Source organism: Xanthomonas sp. NCPPB 2933 (genome assembly GCF_056725225.1).
This window is the reverse complement of record NZ_CM161518.1, coordinates 3,459,348-3,476,828: the sequence shown is the minus strand read 5'-3', so window position 1 is coordinate 3,476,828 and position 17,481 is coordinate 3,459,348. Positions and strand designations below refer to the sequence as shown.

At 66.0% G+C, this 17,481-nt stretch carries 19 protein-coding genes; 13 read left to right on the top strand and 6 right to left on the bottom strand.

Annotated elements, in window-relative coordinates; translation table 11 throughout:
* The first annotated feature begins 47 nt into the window (after positions 1–47).
* From AC1PLU_RS14230 to AC1PLU_RS14220, 3 genes are all read left to right on the top strand, one after another.
* On the top strand, positions 48–845 hold the full coding sequence (locus tag AC1PLU_RS14230; RefSeq protein ID WP_268211929.1) for a CoA pyrophosphatase: 798 nt from the start codon (positions 48–50) through the stop codon (positions 843–845).
* Complete coding sequence (locus AC1PLU_RS14225; RefSeq protein ID WP_481106580.1) at positions 842–1,714, top strand: sulfurtransferase; 873 nt, start codon at positions 842–844, stop codon at positions 1,712–1,714. The genes AC1PLU_RS14230 and AC1PLU_RS14225 overlap by 4 nt, the downstream gene beginning before the upstream one ends.
* Positions 1,715–1,806: 92 nt before the next feature.
* Positions 1,807–2,760 carry a DUF1684 domain-containing protein gene (locus AC1PLU_RS14220; protein WP_481106579.1) on the top strand — a complete coding sequence of 318 codons (954 nt, stop codon included), beginning with the start codon at positions 1,807–1,809 and terminating at the stop codon, positions 2,758–2,760.
* A 9-nt stretch (positions 2,761–2,769) separates the two neighbouring features.
* On the opposite strand, the gene AC1PLU_RS14215 is transcribed toward AC1PLU_RS14220, so the two are convergent.
* Positions 2,770–3,345 carry an N-acetylmuramoyl-L-alanine amidase gene (locus tag AC1PLU_RS14215; protein ID WP_481106578.1) on the bottom strand — a complete coding sequence of 192 codons (576 nt, stop codon included), beginning with the start codon at positions 3,343–3,345 and terminating at the stop codon, positions 2,770–2,772.
* A gap of 23 nt (positions 3,346–3,368) precedes the next feature.
* On the opposite strand from AC1PLU_RS14215, the gene AC1PLU_RS14210 reads away from it, so the two are divergent.
* Genes AC1PLU_RS14210 through AC1PLU_RS14200 form a run of 3 tightly spaced genes read left to right on the top strand, consistent with a single transcriptional unit; the run spans position 3,369 to position 4,931 of the window.
* The gene (locus AC1PLU_RS14210) at positions 3,369–3,860 is read left to right on the top strand and encodes an MOSC domain-containing protein (protein ID WP_481094477.1); all 492 of its coding nucleotides are present in this window, start codon (positions 3,369–3,371) and stop codon (positions 3,858–3,860) included.
* Positions 3,857–4,384: a hypothetical protein gene (locus tag AC1PLU_RS14205; protein WP_481094478.1), complete on the top strand. Its 528-nt coding sequence runs from the start codon at positions 3,857–3,859 to the stop codon at positions 4,382–4,384. Before AC1PLU_RS14210 ends, AC1PLU_RS14205 begins: the two co-directional genes overlap by 4 nt.
* A gap of 40 nt (positions 4,385–4,424) precedes the next feature.
* Entirely contained in the window at positions 4,425–4,931 is a 507-nt protein-coding gene (locus tag AC1PLU_RS14200; protein WP_481106577.1) for a GNAT family N-acetyltransferase, read from the top strand.
* Between the two features lie 79 nt (positions 4,932–5,010).
* On the opposite strand, the gene AC1PLU_RS14195 is transcribed toward AC1PLU_RS14200, so the two are convergent.
* Positions 5,011–5,226 carry a hypothetical protein gene (locus AC1PLU_RS14195; protein WP_481106576.1) on the bottom strand — a complete coding sequence of 72 codons (216 nt, stop codon included), beginning with the start codon at positions 5,224–5,226 and terminating at the stop codon, positions 5,011–5,013.
* Between the two features lie 3 nt (positions 5,227–5,229).
* Between AC1PLU_RS14195 and AC1PLU_RS14190 the strand changes: the two genes are divergently transcribed.
* The 7 genes from AC1PLU_RS14190 (at position 5,230) to AC1PLU_RS14160 (ending at position 12,995) form a co-directional block, all read left to right on the top strand.
* Positions 5,230–6,033, top strand: a complete 804-nt coding sequence (locus tag AC1PLU_RS14190; RefSeq protein ID WP_481106575.1) for a cyclopropane-fatty-acyl-phospholipid synthase family protein — start codon at positions 5,230–5,232, stop codon at positions 6,031–6,033.
* Positions 6,034–6,216: 183 nt separating this feature from the next.
* Positions 6,217–7,830, top strand: a complete 1,614-nt coding sequence (locus AC1PLU_RS14185; protein ID WP_481106574.1) for an ABC-F family ATP-binding cassette domain-containing protein — start codon at positions 6,217–6,219, stop codon at positions 7,828–7,830.
* On the top strand, positions 7,809–8,000 hold the full coding sequence (locus AC1PLU_RS14180; protein ID WP_481106573.1) for a hypothetical protein: 192 nt from the start codon (positions 7,809–7,811) through the stop codon (positions 7,998–8,000). The genes AC1PLU_RS14185 and AC1PLU_RS14180 overlap by 22 nt, the downstream gene beginning before the upstream one ends.
* A complete protein-coding gene (gene rlmKL, locus AC1PLU_RS14175) occupies positions 7,997–10,132 on the top strand; it encodes a bifunctional 23S rRNA (guanine(2069)-N(7))-methyltransferase RlmK/23S rRNA (guanine(2445)-N(2))-methyltransferase RlmL (RefSeq protein ID WP_481106572.1) in 2,136 nt (711 codons plus the stop codon). Before AC1PLU_RS14180 ends, rlmKL begins: the two co-directional genes overlap by 4 nt.
* Positions 10,133–10,338: 206 nt before the next feature.
* A complete protein-coding gene (locus tag AC1PLU_RS14170) occupies positions 10,339–11,115 on the top strand; it encodes an NAD kinase (RefSeq protein WP_006450286.1) in 777 nt (258 codons plus the stop codon).
* Between the two features lie 174 nt (positions 11,116–11,289).
* On the top strand, positions 11,290–12,255 hold the full coding sequence (locus tag AC1PLU_RS14165; protein WP_006450285.1) for a 5'-nucleotidase: 966 nt from the start codon (positions 11,290–11,292) through the stop codon (positions 12,253–12,255).
* Positions 12,252–12,995, top strand: coding sequence for a spermine/spermidine synthase domain-containing protein (locus AC1PLU_RS14160; protein ID WP_481106571.1), 744 nt, complete (start codon positions 12,252–12,254; stop codon positions 12,993–12,995). The genes AC1PLU_RS14165 and AC1PLU_RS14160 overlap by 4 nt, the downstream gene beginning before the upstream one ends.
* An 80-nt stretch (positions 12,996–13,075) precedes the next feature.
* Here the strand turns inward: AC1PLU_RS14160 and AC1PLU_RS14155 are convergent, their stop codons facing one another.
* The 4 genes from AC1PLU_RS14155 to AC1PLU_RS14140 form a co-directional block, all read right to left on the bottom strand.
* The gene (locus tag AC1PLU_RS14155) at positions 13,076–13,642 is read right to left on the bottom strand and encodes a DUF2939 domain-containing protein (protein ID WP_481094484.1); all 567 of its coding nucleotides are present in this window, start codon (positions 13,640–13,642) and stop codon (positions 13,076–13,078) included.
* A gap of 124 nt (positions 13,643–13,766) precedes the next feature.
* Positions 13,767–14,453, bottom strand: a complete 687-nt coding sequence (locus AC1PLU_RS14150) for a DUF2461 domain-containing protein (RefSeq protein WP_168958482.1) — start codon at positions 14,451–14,453, stop codon at positions 13,767–13,769.
* On the bottom strand, positions 14,450–15,895 hold the full coding sequence (gene sbcB, locus AC1PLU_RS14145) for an exodeoxyribonuclease I (RefSeq protein ID WP_481094485.1): 1,446 nt from the start codon (positions 15,893–15,895) through the stop codon (positions 14,450–14,452). Before sbcB ends, AC1PLU_RS14150 begins: the two co-directional genes overlap by 4 nt.
* 106 nt (positions 15,896–16,001) lie before the next feature.
* Positions 16,002–17,369, bottom strand: coding sequence for an FAD-dependent oxidoreductase (locus tag AC1PLU_RS14140; protein ID WP_481106570.1), 1,368 nt, complete (start codon positions 17,367–17,369; stop codon positions 16,002–16,004).
* Between the last annotated feature and the right edge of the window lie 112 nt (positions 17,370–17,481).

Here is a 17,481-nt window from a genome sequence, read left to right as displayed (position 1 = left end):
AAAAGTCGGTTGGAGGTCTTGACGATGCGGGGCGGCAGGAGCGAGCGATGACCGACAAGGATGCGAACGGCGGCAGTCTGCCCAGCCCATGTATCGGTGTATGTTCGTTGGACGCGCAGTCGCACTGTGTCGGCTGCCTGCGCAGCCTGGATGAAATTGCACGCTGGATGAGCATGAGCGACGCCGAACGCCAGACATATCTGCAGACGGTTCTGCCTGCGCGCGCATTGGCGGCGCGGCTGCCCGAATGCGCGCAGCTGCAGCGTGCGTTGTATCCGCTGGACACCGCGCCCGATGGGCCGGGTTGGAACCATGCCGAATTGATCGATCTGACCGAAGGCGGCGCCTCTGCCGAAGCGGCGGTATTGTGCGGTCTGATTCCACGCGAGCACGGCAGCATGGTGCTGTTGACCCGACGCACCGACAGCCTGCGCCATCACGCCGGGCAGGTCAGTTTTCCCGGTGGGCGGATCGAGCCTTCCGATGCCGATGCGGCGGCTGCGGCGCTGCGCGAGAGTTGCGAAGAGATCGCGCTCGGCGCGGATCAAGTGCATGCATTGGGTTATCTAGATCCGTTTTTGACCGTGAGCGGGTTTCGCGTGACCCCGGTGGTTGCGGTGATCGACCCGGCGTTTGTGGCGGTGCCGCAGCCGGACGAAGTGGCCGATGTGTTTGAAGTGCCGTTGGCGTATCTGATGGACCCGGACAATCTGCGCAGCGTAGAGCTGGAGTTCCGCGGCCGGCCACGCCGTGTGCTCGAGTACGATTGGCCGGGCCAGCGTATCTGGGGCGCCACCGCTGCCATTCTTCTCAATCTTCGTCGTCGCCTGGAGCAGGTTGCATGAGTGCCAATCCCGACTGGACCGCGCTGGTCGATAGCGCCACCTTGGCGGCCGCGTTGCACCATCCACAGCTACGGCTGCTGGACGCCCGCGCCGCACCGCCGACTGCGCCGGACCCGGATGCAGCGCGCAACGCGTATGCGCAGGGACATCTGCCAGGCGCGTATTACGCGGATCTCAACGATGATCTGGCCGATCTGTCGCGGCCTGGTCAAGGCCGGCATCCGCTGCCGCACAGCGCGGCCTTCGCCAAGCGGCTGGGCGAATGGGGCATCGATCCGGACAGTCAGGTGGTGGTCTACGACGCTGCCGACGGCAGCATGGCCGCCGCGCGTGCGTGGTGGATGCTGCGATTGATGGGGCATCGTCGCGTGGCGGTACTGGATGGCGGATTGGCCGCGTGGCGCGCTGCCGGATTGCCGGAAAGTATCGAGCCGCCTGCATTGCACGCTGGCGCGGCGTATCCGGGCAGCTTCGACAACGCTGCGGTGGTCGAGCCCGAGCAACTTCTGGCGCGTCTGGATCAGGCGCCGGGATGGCTGCTGGATGCGCGTGCCGGCGAGCGTTTTCGCGGCGAGGTGGAGCCGGTCGATCCGGTGGCCGGGCATGTGCCTGGTGCGGTGAGCCGCCCATTGGGTGTGAGCCTGCGCGATGGCCGTTTCAAGCCGGCAGACGAATTACGTGCGGAGCTGTCTGCGCTGCTGGGTGCAACTCCACCCGAGCACGCGGTGGTGATGTGCGGATCGGGCGTGACTGCCTGCCATTTGCTGCTGGCATTGGAAGTGGCCGGTCTGTCTGGCGCGCGTGTCTACGCCGGCTCCTGGAGCGGCTGGTTGCAGGACCCGGCACGTCCGGTCGCGACCACTGCCTGACCGATTGCAGGCACAATAGCGACAGGAACGGTGACCTGTGGGGACGCAGGTTCGCTGCGCGGAGCGCAGTTTCTCGCAGTGTTGGGTGACTCATGCGGTTGCAGTTACAGATCGGCGCACTCTGCGTCGCGGCGTGGTCGATGGCTGCGTGCTCGGCGGGGTCGACCACTGGCGTCAACGATGCGCGTCTGGCCGGTCGTGGACAAAGCGATGAGCAGGCGGTGTATCAGGTTGCGCTTGAACGTGCGCGTGCACAGCGTTTGACGCAGTTGCGGGCCCCCGACGGTTGGTTGAGCTACACCGGCTCCGGTCGCGTGCGTGCTGGCCAGTACCGGGTGGGCAGCGATCCGCAGAGCGACATCGTGTTGCCGGCCGGTCCCGCGCAGTTGGGGCAGCTGACGCTGGACACCGATGGCCGTGTGCACTTTGAAGCGGCCGCCGGCGCGCCGGTGACATTGAACGGGCAGCGCATCGATCGCGTCATGTTGGAACCGGAGCGTGCAGGGCAAGGCGGCGATCGCCTGGACGTGGGGGGCCGGCAGTTCTATCTGGTGCAGACCGGCAGTCTGTTCGGCTGGCGTTTTCGCGATCCGGCTGCGCCGGCGCTGACCCAAGTCGATGGGCTGGACTATTTCCCAACCGATCCGCGGTGGCGCCTCCAGGCGCGCTGGGAGGCCTATTCCACGCCACGCACGACCACCTTGTTGACCTCGATCGGCACCCCGCTCACGGTCGATATACCGGGCGAGGCGGTGTTTTCGCGCCATGGCCACGAGTACCGCTTGCAGGCGCTGGCGCAGGAGGGCGGAGAAGGCCTGTTTTTCCTGTTCGCCGACCGCACCAGCGGCAAGGAAAGTTATGGCGGTGCGCGTTATCTCTACACCGCCGCGCCGCGCGACGGCCGCATCGTGCTGGACTTCAATCTGGCCGAAAATCCGCCCTGCGCATTGACGCCGCACGTGGTCTGCCCGATCGCGCCACCGGAAAATCGGCTGGATGTCGCAGTGAATGCAGGCGAGAAAACCTATCGCGCGCCGGAGCGCTGAGCGCCGCGCTTAGCGGGGTGCGTGCGACCACGTCACGGCCGCTTCGATGTGCGGCCATGGAAACATGGGGCCGGGGTCGAGCTTGCGTTGGATCTTGCGCGATGGATCGTCGCTGGCCGCTTCCTGGGTTGTGTCCAGTGCTTGATGGCCGGCAATCCGGCTGATCGATGGCAGCTGCTGTTGCAGCCATTGCAGCAGGGTGATCAGCGCGACGATCTGCACGTTGGGATAGGGCTCGGTCATGACCTGATGACGCGAGTCCAGCCAATGCGGATAGCGGCCTGTGTTGACCAATTCGATGCCCAGCGTATGCGGGTTATGGCCGCGCACATGATGTGCCACGCGCTCGAGCGCCACGTATTGCTGGATGCTGCCGTTGCGGTCGATGTAGTAATGGCCGCTGTTGCCGGTGCCGCTGTCGTAGAGCACGCGCTCGCCGTATTCGCGCGCCATCGCCATGTCGGGCAATTCGGTGCAGTGGATGACCACCATGTCGATCTGTGTGAGCGCGCGTCGCGCCAGCCGGGATTCGTAGGACAACGGCGCGTAGGTGATCGGCGGAGACGGCAGGACGGCATCGGACATGAAGCGGATGCTAGCATTCGACGATGGCTTTGAATCCCGACAGCCCTTTGGGCAAATTGATGGCAACGCTGCCGCAGACCGGCCAGGTGACCTGGATCGGCGTGCGCCCGGCGCGCGATGTGGCCATGCTGGAGGTAGACGCGGCGCAGGCCACCACCGGCATTGGCCTGGTGGGCGACCGCTATAAAGGCGGCAGCGGCAAGCGTGGGCTGACCTTGATCCAGGCCGAGCATCTGCCGGTGATCGCCGCCCTGGCCGGTCACGCGTCAATCGCGCCAGCTACGTTGCGGCGCAATCTGGTGGTGTCCGGTATCCCGCTGATCGCCTTGAAAGGGCGGCGCTTTCGTATCGGCGAGGTCGAGCTGGAAGGCACCGATCCCTGCGACCCGTGCTCGCGCATGGAAGATGCGCTGGGCGCGGGCGGCTACAACGCGATGCGCGGGCATGGCGGGCTGTGCGCGCGCATCCTGCGTGGCGGCGTGCTGCGCATCGGCGATACGGTGCAGGCGCTATGAGCCGCGGGCATTGCATTCTGTCGCACGGGTTCGAAAGTGGCCCCGACGCGCTGAAAGTCACCGCACTGGCCGACGTCGCCGAGCAGTTGGGCTGGACCCACGAGCGCCCGGATTACACCGATCTGGACGCGTGCCGCGAGGTGAGCTCGCTCGGTGATGTGCAAGGCCGGTTGCAGCGTCTGCTGCAGATCGCGCGTGCGGCGTCCGACAAGGGGCCGCTGGTGTTGGTCGGCTCCAGCCTGGGCTCGTATATCGCTGCCCAGGTGTCGTTGCAGGTGCCAACGCGCGGGCTGTTTTTGATGGTGCCGCCGACCAGGATGGGCCCGTTGCCGGCGCTGGATGCGGCGGCCGTGCCGATTTCGATCGTGCATGCCTGGCGCGATGAATTGATTCCTGCTGCCGATGTGATCGCCTGGGCGCAGGCGCGCAATGCGCGCTTGTTGCTGGTCGACGACGAACATCGGCTGGCGGCGCATGTGGACGCGTCGGCGCGTGCATTTGCCGAACTGTTGCAGAGTCTGTGATGCGTCCGCACCTGATTGCGTGCTGCGTGCGGAGTTGCCGATGGATGTGTTGATCCGCGAAGCGAGCGACGGCGATGCCGCAGCGATCGAACTGCTGACGATGGTGGCGTTCATGCGCTCCGACCACAGCCGCCATGATGAGCAACACGTGATTGCCGCGTTGCGCAACGACGGCGCGCTGGCGTTGTCGTTGGTGGCCGACCACGACGGCTATGTGGTCGGGCATCTGGCGGTATCGCCGGTGTCGTTGTCGGACGACTCGCCAGGCTGGTACGCGCTGGGTCCGCTGGCGATCGGGCCGGGGCATCAGCACCAGGGCCTGGGTACGCGCCTGGTGCAATCTGCACTGGCGAACTTGCGCGAGCGCGGTGCGGCCGGTTGTCTGGCGCTGGGCGAACCGGCGTTTTTCAAGCGTCTGGGGTTTGCGGTGGAACCGGGCCTGGTGTTGCCCGACGTCCCTGTGTCCGAGCTGCAGGCGCTGGCTTTCGGCGATCGGTTGCTGCCGCTGGCCGATGTGTCTTATCACCCGGCCTTCGGGCTGGGTTGAGTCGAGCCTCTGTCGCCCCGTTGCCGAGATCTGCGCCAGTGCAGTTCGCTCGGCGGCATCTTCCATCGCTATCGAGACGTCAGGACGCCGGCAGTGATCGCAGCATTGCGAGAGCTGCAATGGCGCTCTCCTGTCGAGGTGGAAGATGCAACGCGATGATGAAGACCTGGGTCAGGCCGCGCAGGCGGGCCGACTGATTTCCCACGGTGGCGATCACCAGGACGATGCCGACTTGCTGGCATCGATCAAATCGCGTCTGCGTCAGACCGGCGATCGATCCGATGCGGTGGTTCAACGTTTGATCGGTCTGGTCGATGCGCTCTGGTCGATCGAGTTCGGTCGGTTTCTGCTCAGAAATCGTGGGCTGAATGCCTATTGGACCCATCAGATGGTGACGTATCGCCCTGATGCACAGCCAAACGATTCGATGTCGGCGATGGAACGCCATATTTTCGAGAAAGCGCCTGCGGCGTTGGCTACCCGCGAACGGTTCGGCATCTTCAGGCAGCAGCTGCAGGGGCTGCTGCGGCCAGGCATGACGCTGGCATCGGTGCCCTGTGGATGGATGGGGGAGCTCTTGACGCTGGACTACCGTGAGTGCCCGGACGTGCGCCTGATCGGCATCGACCTGGATCCGCAGGCCTTGGAAGGGGCGCTCCAACTCGCACGGCAGCATGGGCTGGAGGGGCAGCTTTCGCTGCGTCTTGAGGACGCATGGACACCCGGCCCTGGCGATGAGGTGGATGTGCTGACGAGCAATGGTCTGAATATCTACGAGCCGGACGACGGGCGCGTGATCGCGCTGTATCGCGCCTTTTTCGATCGACTGACGCCAGGTGGCGTGCTGGTCGCAAGTTTTCTGACTCCGCCGCCGAGCATCTCTGCCGAGTCGCCGTGGAAGTTGGAGAACATCGACGCGGAGGCACTGACCCTGCAGAACCAGATATTCGCCGAGATCGTACAAGCGCGCTGGGCCTCGTTCCGGACCCATGCACACACCTGTCTGCAGCTGGAAAGCGCCGGGTTTACCGATATCCGGTTTATCGACGACGCCGCCAGCATATTTCCGACGGTGATGGCGCAGAAGCCATTGGGTCGATGAGTCGGCAACATCGTGAACTGCCCGGGGTTCCGTTTGCATGGCGCGCTGACCTACACTCCGCGGCGTTGTCCACTGTCTGAGGATTGGTCCAATGCGCCATTGATGCCGCCGTCGTGAGGACGGCCTTACCCGCTGCTGGTCCGGTTGGATCGGCGCGTGTGCTGGCATGCAATGGAGACACGTATGACCTGTTCGTCGCTGACGCTGGAAAGCGTTGCGTATCTGCTGCCCGATGGCAGCCCGCTGTTTTCCGATCTGACGATTCACATCGACCAGCGCCCCACTGGCCTGGTCGGGCGCAATGGCGTGGGCAAGAGTGTGCTTGGGCGGCTGTTGGCCGGTGAGTTGCTGCCCAGTGCCGGGCGCTGCGTGCGTAGCGGTAGCGTGCATTACCTGCCGCAGCGGGTGCGCGTTGCGCCTGGACAAACCATTGCCGAGTTGGCGGGTCTTGCGCCGCTGCTGGACGCGCTGGACAGGATCGCTGCTGGCAGCGTGGCGCCAGCCGATTTCGACCTGGTTGGCGAGCGCTGGAGCGCGCATGCGCAATTTGCCGCAGAACTGGAGCGACAAGGCTTGGGCGGGCGCGATCCCTATGCACTGGCGGCGCAACTCAGCGGCGGCGAAGCGATGCGCGTGGCGTTGGCCGGTGCGTTTCTGACCCAGCCGGACCTGTTGATTCTGGATGAGCCGAGCAATCATCTGGATGGCCCGCAACGCCAGCGGCTGATGGATCACCTGCAGGCGTGGAGCGGTGGCCTGGTGGTGATCAGCCATGACCGCAGCTTGCTCGAGGCGATGCAGCGCATCCTGGAACTGTCGCCGCACGGGCTGCGCAGTTATGGCGGCAATTACACGTTCTATGCCCGGCAACGCGCGCTGGAACGGCAGGCGGCCAGCGATCTGCTGGCCGAGCGCAAACACGCACGCACACGCGGCGAGCAGGCGCTGCGTGAGCAGCAGCAGCGTCAGCAACAACGCCAGGCACGCGGCGCGCGTGCTGCCGGGCAGGCCAATCAAGCGGCGATCCTGCTCGGCGGGCAGAAGCAACGCAGCGAAAACAGCGCCGGGCGGCTGCAGCAGCAGCGTCAGGCCGGACAGGCACGGCTGAGCGAGGCGGTGGTGCAGGCCGCAGCGCAGGTGGAGGCCGATCCCGAGATCGCCGTGTTGGCGCCGGCATCGCCAGCCGGCGCATCGCGACGGTTGGCCACGCTGGAGCAGGTGGAACTGGCCGACGGGCGGCTGGGCGGGCGACGGGTGGATCTGTTGTTGCATGGGCAGCCGCGGATTGGCCTGGTCGGCCCCAATGGCAGCGGCAAATCCTCGTTGCTGCAGCTACTGGCCGGGCACCTGCAGCCGAGCGCAGGACATTGCGAGGTGCATGTGCCGGTGGCCTATCTGGATCAGGACCTGGGGCTGCTGGACCCGGCGCGCTCGGCCGCCGCGCAACTGCACGCTTCCGACCCGGGCGCGCCAGCGCACGCACAGCGGCTACGGCTGGCGCTGCTGGGGCTGGACCAGACGCGTGCCGATCTGCCCACCGGCCAGCTCAGCGGCGGCCAGCGGCTCAAGGCAGCGCTGGCCTGCGCGCTGTACCGGGCGCAGCCGGCGCAGCTGCTGTTGCTGGACGAGCCGACCAATCACCTGGATCTGGCCTCGGTAGAGGCGATCGAGGCGCTGCTGCGCAGCTACCAGGGGGCGCTGGTCGTCGCCTCGCACGATGCCGCCTTCCTGCAGCGGCTGGGTTTGCAGCAGCGCCTGGATACCGCGCAAGCGCAGTGGCGGCTGGCACCGTGGTGAACCGCGCAGCGGGCGATGCGGCCGCCGGGCTGGTAAAGCCGGCGCCGATGGCCGACCATTTGCGCCCCGCCCGCAGCGGCCACGGCATTGCCCTCCACGGCGCCGGCCCAGCGTCCTGCTCTCACGCTCGCCACCACGGCCGGCGTCTCCATCGATACCTGCCTACGTGAAATTCTTCGCATCCTGTGCCAAGGGCCTGGAATACCTGCTTGCCGACGAGCTGCTGTCGCTCGGTGCCAGCAAGGCCACTGCCACCATCTCCGGCGTCAACGTCGAAGGCGACATGCGCGACGCGCAGCGCGCCGTCCTATGGTCGCGCCTGGCCAGCCGCGTGCTGTGGCCGTTGAACGAGTTCGATTGCCCGGACGAGGACGCGCTGTATGCCGGCGTTTCCGAGTTGCCATGGGACGAACATCTGTCTGTCGGCCATACGCTGTCGGTGGATGCGCATGTCTCCGGCACTGCGATCACGCATGCCCGCTATGCGGCGCAGCGCATCAAGGACGCGGTGGTCGACACCATGCGCCGGCAGGGCCTGGAGCGCCCGTCGGTGGATCTGGAGAGCCCGGATCTGCGGTTGAACCTGTCGCTGCGCAAGGGCCGCGCCACCATCTCGGTGGATCTGGGTGGCGGCCCGCTGCATCGGCGCGGCTGGCGCATGGCGCAGAACGAAGCGCCGTTGAAGGAGAACCTGGCGGCGGCCGTGCTGCTGCGCGCCGGTTGGCCGCGCGCCTACGCCGATGGCGGCGGCCTGCTGGATCCGATGTGTGGCAGCGGCACCTTGTTGATCGAAGGCGCGCTGATGGCGGCCGATGTCGCACCCGGCCTGCAACGCTATGGCAGCGATATCCCCAGCCGCTGGCGCGGTTTCGACCGCGAGGGCTGGCAACAGCTGGTGAGCGAAGCGCGCGAGCGCGACAGCCTCGGCCGCGCCGCGCTCAAGCAGGTGATCCACGGCAGCGACATGGACCCGCATGCGATCCGCGCGGCCAAGGAAAATGCGCAGGTGGCTGGTGTCGCCGAGGCGATCTGGTTCGGCGTGCGCGAGGTGGGCGATCTGCAGACCCCGCCGCAGGCCACCGGCGTGGTGGTGTGCAATCCGCCCTACGACGAGCGTCTGGCCGCCGATGCGGCGCTGTATCGACGCCTGGGCGATACCTTGCAGCGCGCCGTGCCGCAATGGCGGGCCAGCCTGCTGTGCGGCAACGCGGAGCTCGCGTATGCCACCGGCCTGCGTGCGGGCAAGAAGTATCAGTTGTTCAACGGCGCGATCGAGTGCGCGTTGATCGTCTGCGACCCGATCGCGGTGCCGCGGCGCACCCCGTTGGCCGCACCGACCGCGCTCAGCGAAGGCGGGCAGATGGTCGCCAATCGTTTGCGCAAGAATCTGCAGAAGTTCAAGAAGTGGCGCGCGCGCGAAGGCATCGAATGCTTCCGCGTCTATGACGCCGATCTGCCGGAATATTCCGCCGCCATCGACGTGTATCAGCAAGCCGATGGCGATCGCCGCGTGTTTCTGCATGTGCAGGAATACGCCGCGCCGGCGACGATTCCCGAAGCCGATGTGCGCCGTCGTCTGGGCGAACTGCTGGCCGCTGCACGCGAGGTGTTCGAGGTGCCGGGCGAGCGCGTGGCGCTCAAATCGCGCGAGCGCGGCAAGGGCGGCAGCAAGTACGGCCGCTTCGAGCAGCGCAATGAGGTCATCAATGTGCGCGAGCACGGTGCGCTGCTGCGGGTGAATCTGTTCGACTACCTGGACACCGGCCTGTTTTTGGATCATCGCCCGCTGCGCGGCACCATGGCCACGCAATCCAAGGGGCGGCGCTTCCTCAATCTGTTCTGCTACACCGGCGTGGCCAGCGTGGAGGCGGCGGTGGCGGGTGCGAGCTCCACCACCAGCGTGGATCTGTCCGGTACCTATCTGCAGTGGTGCGCCGACAACCTGGCCTTGAACGGCCAGGCCGGCAGCAAGCACAAGCTGGTGCAGGCCGACGCGCTGGCCTGGCTGGAAGCCGAGCGCGCGCATTTCGACGTGATCTTCTGCGACCCGCCGACCTTTTCAAATTCCGCACGCGCGGAAGACTTTGATATCCAGCGCGAGCATGTGCGGCTGTTGCGCGCGGCGGTGGCGCGTCTGGCGCCGGGCGGGGTGCTGTATTTCTCCAACAACTTCCGCCGCTTCAAGCTGGATGAGGAACTGGTGGCCGAGTTTGCGCAGTGCGAGGAAATCAGCCCGCGCACCATCGACCCGGATTTCGAACGGCATGCGCGGATCCATCGGGCGTGGCGGTTGACGGCGTGATGAAGTGGCCCGGTCGCGTCTGACCGGGCGGTGTGCGCATTGCGCGTCTGGTATCGCCGGCGCTCGGCTGGCTGCCGTGCGCCGCACCAGCGGCGGCGCCTGATCACGCAGGCGCAATCGCGGCCGGGCATGCGAGGGCAGGGCGTGGCCGCAACAAGCCCGGCACAGCGCTGCGGTATGCTGATTCGCATGCTTTGGAGTCAACGATGACCGCACCACCCCGCATCGCCTTTCTCGCCAGTCACGCCGAGCCGGCGGTGACCGCGCGCGCCCATCTTGTGCAGCGCTATGGCGATCATCCGCTGGCCACCGCCGACATCGTCTGCGCCCTGGGCGGCGACGGTTTCATGCTGCAGACCCTGCACCGGCATGGCGCGGCCAGCAAGCCCGTGTTTGGCATGAAGCTGGGCTCGGTCGGGTTTTTGATGAATCAGTACCGCGACGACGAAGACGACCTGCTCGCGCGGCTGCAACGTGCCGAGCCGGCGCATCTGCGCCCGTTGGAAATGCAGGTGCAGACCGAGTCCGGTGCCAGCACGGTGTCGCTGGCCTACAACGAGGTCTCGCTGCTGCGACAGACCCGCCAGGCCGCGCATCTGAGCGTGGATCTCAATGGCCAGACCCGCATCGCCGAGCTGATCGGCGACGGGGTGATGGTCGCCACGCCAGCCGGCAGCACCGCGTACAACTATTCCGCGCACGGGCCGATTCTGCCGCTGGGCTCGCACACGCTGGCGCTGACGCCGATCGCCCCGTATCGCCCGCGTCGCTGGCGCGGCGCCATTCTCAAGGCCGATACTGAAGTGTGCTTCCGGGTGCTGGACCCGTACAAGCGCCCGGTCAGCGTCACCGCCGACTCGCACGAGATCCGCGACGTGATCGAAGTGACCATCCGCGAATCCACCCAGCGCCAGGTAACGCTGCTGTTCGATCCCGAACACAATCTGGAAGAGCGCATTTTCAGCGAGCAGTTTGCGGTGTGAGGGGCGGGGATTGGGCATTCGGGATTCGGGATTGGCAACGGCAGCAGCGCGGCACGTCGTCTTTGGAATCGCTCGCACGCGCTACGATGCTGTGCGGATGGGCGATCAACTCCCGACCTACGGTTCCTGCTTCAAACCAATCCCAAATCCCGAATCCCAAATCCCGGCCCCACAATGACTGACAACTCCCCCAGGCTCCTGACCGTCGCGGTCACCTCGCGCGCGCTATTCGACCTCGAAGAAGGCCACGCGCTGTTCGAGGCCGATGGTGTGGAGGCGTATTCGGCGTTCCAGCGTGAGCATGAGGACGACATCCTGGAGCCGGGCGTGGCATTCCCGGTGGTGCGCAAGCTGCTGGCGCTCAACCACGATGTGCCCGAAGACGCGCCGCGGGTGGAGGTGATCCTGCTCTCGCGTAATTCCGCCGATACCGGCTTGCGCATCTTCAATTCGATCCAACACTACAACCTGGGCATCGTGCGGGCGACCTTCACCTCCGGGCAGCCGACCTGGCCGTACGTGAAGCCGTTCGGCACCGATCTGTTTCTGTCGGCCAATCCGGAGTCGGTGCGGCGTGCACTCACCCATGGCATTGCGGCGGCGACCATCATGCCGCGCGCGCCGGGCGAACGCGCCGAAGCCGCAGCGGCGATCGTGGACAACGACGAGAGCCGCTTGCCGACGCAGCTGCGTATCGCCTTCGACGGCGATGCAGTGATCTTCGGTGACGAGAGCGAGCGCATCTCGCGCGAGCAGGGCGTGGAGGCGTTTGGACGCCACGAGCGCGAACGCGCGCGCGAGCCGCTGTCGGTCGGGCCGTTCCGCAATTTTCTGTCTGCGTTGCACACGCTGCAGGCGGCATTTCCGCCCGGCGAGGCCTCGCCGATCCGCACCGCGCTGGTCACCGCGCGCTCGGCACCGGCGCATGAGCGGGTGATCCGCACCTTGCGCGAGTGGGGCGTGCGTCTGGACGAGGCCCTGTTCCTGGGTGGGCGCCACAAGGGGCCGTTCCTGGAGGCGTTTGGCGCAGATATCTTCTTCGACGATTCGCAGCACAACATCGACAGTGCGCGCCAGCATCAGCATGTGGCGGCCGGTCATGTGCCGCACGGCGTGGCCAACGATCCGCCGAGCAGGTGAGCGACGCATCGAAGCCGTCTGCACGCGCCGCGCTGCGCTCCAGCTGGCGTCAGTTGGAGCTGTATTTCGCCGACGACACCGTGCAGACCCGCATGTCGCGCTGGGCGCCGTCTCGGCTGATGCTGCCGTACACGCGCGGCATGCTGGCCGCGTTGTGGCTGCAGCCGCGCCCCGAGTGCATCGGCATTGTTGGGTTTGGCGGCGGCGCGCAGGCCAAGTTCTGCCATCGTTATCTGCGCAGCACGCGTATCGAGGCGGTGGACGCCGATGCGCAGGTGCTGGCGTTGCGCGATGCGTTTGCCGTGCCGCGCGACGATGCCCGGCTTGAGGTCACGCACGGCGATGGTGCGCAGTGGATCGGCACGCGTGCCGGGCGCTACGACCTGTTGCTGCTGGATGCTTACGATGCCGACGGCATTCCGCCCGCGCTGTGCACGCCCGAGTTCTACGCCGATTGCCGCGCTGCGCTGACACCCAGCGGTGTGCTGGCGTTGAACCTTTTCCAGGTGCCGCTTGCCGGGCATCTGGCCAAGCTGCGCGATGTCTTCGATGGGCGGGTGCTGCTGTTGCCCGAGCCGGATCTGCGCAATCAGGTGCTGTACGCCTGGAATGGCAAACGCACGCCTGGCACGGCGGAACAGGCATTGGCGTCGTTGCCGTGGGCGGCGCGTCGGCAGTTGCGGCCGGCGATGCTGCGGCTGCAGGCGGCATGGATGGAGCGGGCCTGGCGGTATGCGTAAGCCGCTCTAGCTGGGCGGTTTGACACTCGTTGCAAGCGGGCGTGATGTAGGAAACTACAGGCGCGCCTGCAAGCGCACCGTTACGGGGTGAGCGGATTCCCGGCGTCAGCCAGCGGCAACTGGATATCGGTCAGCCGCCAACGCAAGCCTTGCCGGGTCAGCACGAAGACCACCGGCGCTCCGGTCGCGGTGTACGTGGTCGCGGTGAAGCGGCGGGTGGATTCGAAGCGCTGCTCGGCGCCTTGCAGCGGACGCGCCGGCGCTGGCGCCGCATACGTATCCGGGCTGACGGTCTCGCCAGTGACGTGATTCCACACGCTATGGCCTTGCAGCAATGCACCGATGCCGAGCGGGGTGACCAGCGTGTCCACGCCGGCGCCGCTGATGCCACTGGCAAGCTGCAAGGCGAACCCACCGAGCAGACTTGATTGCATGCTGGTGCCGGCCTGGCGGATCAGATAATCGTCCAGTTGCGCCTTGAGGTTGACCCGCAGGCTGGGGAAATCCACGTGGCGTTCCAGCTGCCCGGCATCGCGATTGGCGACTGCCTCACTGATGCCGCGAATGGCCAGATACGGGCCTGCCACCACGTAACTGGCCAATAGCAGCACGGCCAGCACAGGCACTAGCAACCAGCGTTTTTTCATGGTGCGCAGTCCATTGCTGGTGGTGGCAGGCGAGATTGCGAGATACAACGCAGCGCAGTGGAAAACCGCCAGCTCACGCCGATGGCCGCTGCAGCTTGCATCGCTGCCTGCGCCGCACGCTGCATCAAAACTCCAGATCCAAGGCGGCGCACAGATAATCGACAAACGGCGCCAGCACCACCAGATCCGCTTCGATGGTCTGGCGCAGGCGCGGGCCGGTCATGATGGTGTCGTCCAGATGCCGCAGATAGGCCCAGTTGCGATGTTTGAGATCGTCGATGAACTCGAAATCGTTTGGAAATCCGCGCGGTGCACGCACCAGTTTTTCGCTGTCGTCCAGCGCGAACTTGCGACGCAGTTTGGGTTCGTATGCGGCCGCTTTCCAGTTGGCGGGATTGTCGAAAATGAACTGGCGCAGTTTGCGCTGGGTATCCGGTTCCGGATGCCACAGCCCCGCACCGACAAAGCTCTCGCCCGGCTGCAGATGGAGGTAAAACGATGGCGCCGGCACCTGGCGGCGGCGCTCATGAAACAGGCGCGCACCTTGCCAGTTCTTGTACGGCGATTTGTCGTTGGAAAACCGTGCATCGCGGTAGATGCGAAACAGCGAGCCGCCCTGGGTCTTGGGATCGGCGCGATAGTGTTCGCTGACCTCGGCCAACGCCGGCTGCAGGTCGGTGATGAGCTGCAAAAACGGCTGGCGCACGTGCGCCTCGTACTGATGCCGGTGGTCGTTGAACCAGGTCTTGTCGTTGTGGCGGGCCAGGGCGCGCAGAAACTTGAAGCTGGCATCGGAAAAATAGGTGGTCATAGCGTGCGTTGGAGGTCCGAACCCCAGGCGGCGAGCTGGTCGAGTAGGGCTTGCTTGGTAGCATCGTCGGGGTGAGCAAGCCGTAAATCCGCGATCTGCGCATGGAACTGGTCGAGCGTGACTTCGCCCAAACCACGGTCTTCTAGCAGGCGCTGACGGCGATACACGTTCCAGCGTTCCTGCTCTTCGAACGACAGCGTTTGCGGCCAGTTGCGCGCGCGGTAGCGGAACAGCAACTCGATCAGGCGTGGGTCGCGAAAGCGCGATTCCAGCGCGCCCAGTTCGGCCGGCGCGCTGACACGCACCTGCGCCAGCAGGCGCTTGTCGCCTTCGGCCAGGAAGCCGTCGTAGAGCGAGGCATCGGCGTCGTTGACCGCTGGCGCTGCAGCGCGTTCGTTGCCGTACACCTGGCGCACTTTTTCGGCAAGCTCGGGGCCGAGTTCGCGCAGGCGCGCGGCTTTGGCCAGCACCGCGTCGTGGTCGATGCCTAGGCGCTGGAAATCCGCTTCCCGCAAGTGTTGCCAGGCCACCAGCGCCGGCGACTTGTTCAGATGCACTTCTTTCAGCGGAATGCGCTGCTCGCCTTCGGGCAGGTCGGCGGCGCGGATATACAACCGGTCGGCGATCTCATCCGGGCTCAGGCGCAACAGCACCTCCGGGTCGCCGTCCAGGTCGAACACGATCACGCGGCTGTCGATGCGCGGATGGCGCGTCAGTGGCAGCACTGCGGCGGCGCACATGCGCGAGGCGGGATAGCGCTGCGAAATATGCAGCACCGGCTGCATGGCGATGACATCCAGCAACGTCGCCGCAAAGCGCTTGTCGCGCAGACGCAGCGCGTACTCCCACAATTTCGGTTGATGTTGCTGGAATCTGCGCGCCATGCCGATGGTGGCGTACACGTCCGACAGCGCCTCGTGCGCATCGCCTTCGCGCACCGCATTGGCATCGGCCAGGTGTTCGAGCTTGAACGAGGTGGCGCCGTCTTCGCGCTGCGGCCAGACGATGCCGTCCGGGCGCAGGGCATGCACCAGCCGCAACACATCGAGCAGATCCCAACGCGAATTGCCGCCGCGCCACTCGCGCTCGTAGGGATCGTAGAAATTGCGGAACAGACCGCAGCGCACGAACTCGTCGTCGAAGCGGATCGAGTTGTAGCCCAGCGTGCAGGTCTGCGGCCGGCTCATCTGTTCGGAAATGCGCGCAAACGCCTCGGCCTCGCTAACGCCTTCGCGCAGCGCGTGCTGCGGGGTGATGCCGGTGACCATGGTCGCGTACGGGGAGGGCAGCAGATCGTCGGCCGGCTGTACGAAGAAGCTGATCGGTTCTTCGATCACGCGCAGTTGCGCATCGGTGCGCACGGCGGCGAACTGTGCGATGCGCGTGCGGCGCGGATCCTGGCCGAAGGTTTCCAGGTCGTAGAAGAGAAAGCTGTCAGGCATGCCGTATCAAATCCAGATCCGCGGCGCGCTGCGGAGGGCGCCGCCAGTGCTGGCTAGTATCTCTCATCCGCACGCCGGCTCGCTGACGCCGGCCTGTGCGCGACGATCAGTGCGCGCCTTCCAGCGGCTGCAGACGCGCATGCACGACCGCTTCCAGCGCCGCCCAGTCGATGCGCGACAGATCGGTGTGCCCACGCGTGGCTTCGACCAGGATCTCGCGCTGGATCTCGCTGCGCGCCAGGGCGATCGAATAGCGCGTGCGCAGGAAGGTCACCATCGTGTAGTGCGGCACGAAGCGGGTGGGCCAGCGTGTCTGCAGTTCCTGTTCCAGCGCGCGTTGCAGCAGGAACGCGGCATCGCCGACGCGGTCGCGCATTTCCAGATAGTTTTCCAGTGCCATCTGCTGGATCGCTGCCGCATCGTCGCGGCGCGCCGCTTCGAACGCGGCAAACGCGGTTTCGAGATCGTCGTGCGCGTCCAGCTGCTCCGCCACTGCCACGCAGTCTTCGAAGGCGCAATTCATGCCCTGGCCGTGGAACGGCACCATCGCATGCGCGGCGTCGCCGATCAGCAATGCGCGGCCGTCCAGATGCCAGCGGTCCAGCGTCAAGGTGCCGAGTAGCCCGGGCGGATGTTCTTCCCAGTGCTCCTTGAGCTGCGGAATCAGCGGCAAGGCATCCGGGAAATCGCGCGCGAACAAGGCCAGCGCTTCGTCGCCGGTACGCGTGGTGGCAAAGCTTGGCTCGCCCCTATTGGGCAGAAACAGCGTGACGGTAAAGGTGCCGCCATCGTTGGGCAGCGCGATGCACATGTAACGCCCGCGTGGCCAGATGTGCAGCGCGTTGCGTTCGATGCGGAAACCACCGCCTGGTAACGGCGGAATTTCCAGTTCCTTGTACGAGTGATCCAGAAATTCGATGCGCTCGCCCAGCGGCGATTTTCGCTGCATCGCCGCGCGCAGCGCCGAGCCGGCGCCATCGCTGCCGATCAGGCTCTGAAAGTGGATTTCGTGCGGCTGGTCGTCGCGGTCGTCGATGAAACGCGCGTAGCCGGCATCGAAGTCCACGGTGTGCAGGCGGCGGTAGAAATGCACACGTGCACCTGCCTGTTCGGCCAGATCCAGCAATGCGACGTTCAATGCGGCGCGGTGGATCGACCAGATCACTTCGCTGTCGTCGCGCCCGTAGCGTTGCAGCTGCGGCTCGTCAACCAGTGGATGCACCATGCGCCCGCGCATCATCACCGCCTTGGCCATCACTGCATCTTCGGCGCCGGCCTGGCGTAGCGCGTGGCGGCCGCGTTCGGCCAGCGCCAGGTTGATCGAGCGGCCGGACTCGTAGCCCTTGATGCGCGGATCGCCGCGGCGCTCGTAGACGGTGACCTGCCAGCCGCGACGCGACAGCAGGATAGCCAGCAGGCAACCGGCCAGGCCGGCGCCGATCAGGGTCAGGGAACGAGGAGAGACTGCGCTCAATGCGGTATCCGGCAGCGGCCGGACGCGGGTGCCGGCGGAGAGGGAGAAAATGAAGCGGCTGGCAACAGCGCAAGCCGGTCAGCCAGGTGCGGGCTTGGAGTGTACGTGCGCG

What these genes read in the sequence shown, in the direction of transcription:
- AC1PLU_RS14200 (WP_481106577.1), top strand. Translation starts at nt 4,425, where the DNA reads ATGGATGTGTTGATCCGCGAAGCGAGCGACGGCGATGCCGCAGCGATC.
- AC1PLU_RS14155 (WP_481094484.1), bottom strand. Translation starts at nt 13,642, where the DNA reads ATGAAAAAACGCTGGTTGCTAGTGCCTGTGCTGGCCGTGCTGCTATTG.
- sbcB (WP_481094485.1), bottom strand. Translation starts at nt 15,895, where the DNA reads ATGCCTGACAGCTTTCTCTTCTACGACCTGGAAACCTTCGGCCAGGAT.
- AC1PLU_RS14225 (WP_481106580.1), top strand. Translation starts at nt 842, where the DNA reads ATGAGTGCCAATCCCGACTGGACCGCGCTGGTCGATAGCGCCACCTTG.
- AC1PLU_RS14165 (WP_006450285.1), top strand. Translation starts at nt 11,290, where the DNA reads ATGACTGACAACTCCCCCAGGCTCCTGACCGTCGCGGTCACCTCGCGC.
- AC1PLU_RS14220 (WP_481106579.1), top strand. Translation starts at nt 1,807, where the DNA reads ATGCGGTTGCAGTTACAGATCGGCGCACTCTGCGTCGCGGCGTGGTCG.
- AC1PLU_RS14170 (WP_006450286.1), top strand. Translation starts at nt 10,339, where the DNA reads ATGACCGCACCACCCCGCATCGCCTTTCTCGCCAGTCACGCCGAGCCG.
- AC1PLU_RS14205 (WP_481094478.1), top strand. Translation starts at nt 3,857, where the DNA reads ATGAGCCGCGGGCATTGCATTCTGTCGCACGGGTTCGAAAGTGGCCCC.
- AC1PLU_RS14215 (WP_481106578.1), bottom strand. Translation starts at nt 3,345, where the DNA reads ATGTCCGATGCCGTCCTGCCGTCTCCGCCGATCACCTACGCGCCGTTG.
- AC1PLU_RS14230 (WP_268211929.1), top strand. Translation starts at nt 48, where the DNA reads ATGACCGACAAGGATGCGAACGGCGGCAGTCTGCCCAGCCCATGTATC.
- AC1PLU_RS14210 (WP_481094477.1), top strand. Translation starts at nt 3,369, where the DNA reads ATGGCTTTGAATCCCGACAGCCCTTTGGGCAAATTGATGGCAACGCTG.
- AC1PLU_RS14150 (WP_168958482.1), bottom strand. Translation starts at nt 14,453, where the DNA reads ATGACCACCTATTTTTCCGATGCCAGCTTCAAGTTTCTGCGCGCCCTG.
- AC1PLU_RS14185 (WP_481106574.1), top strand. Translation starts at nt 6,217, where the DNA reads ATGACCTGTTCGTCGCTGACGCTGGAAAGCGTTGCGTATCTGCTGCCC.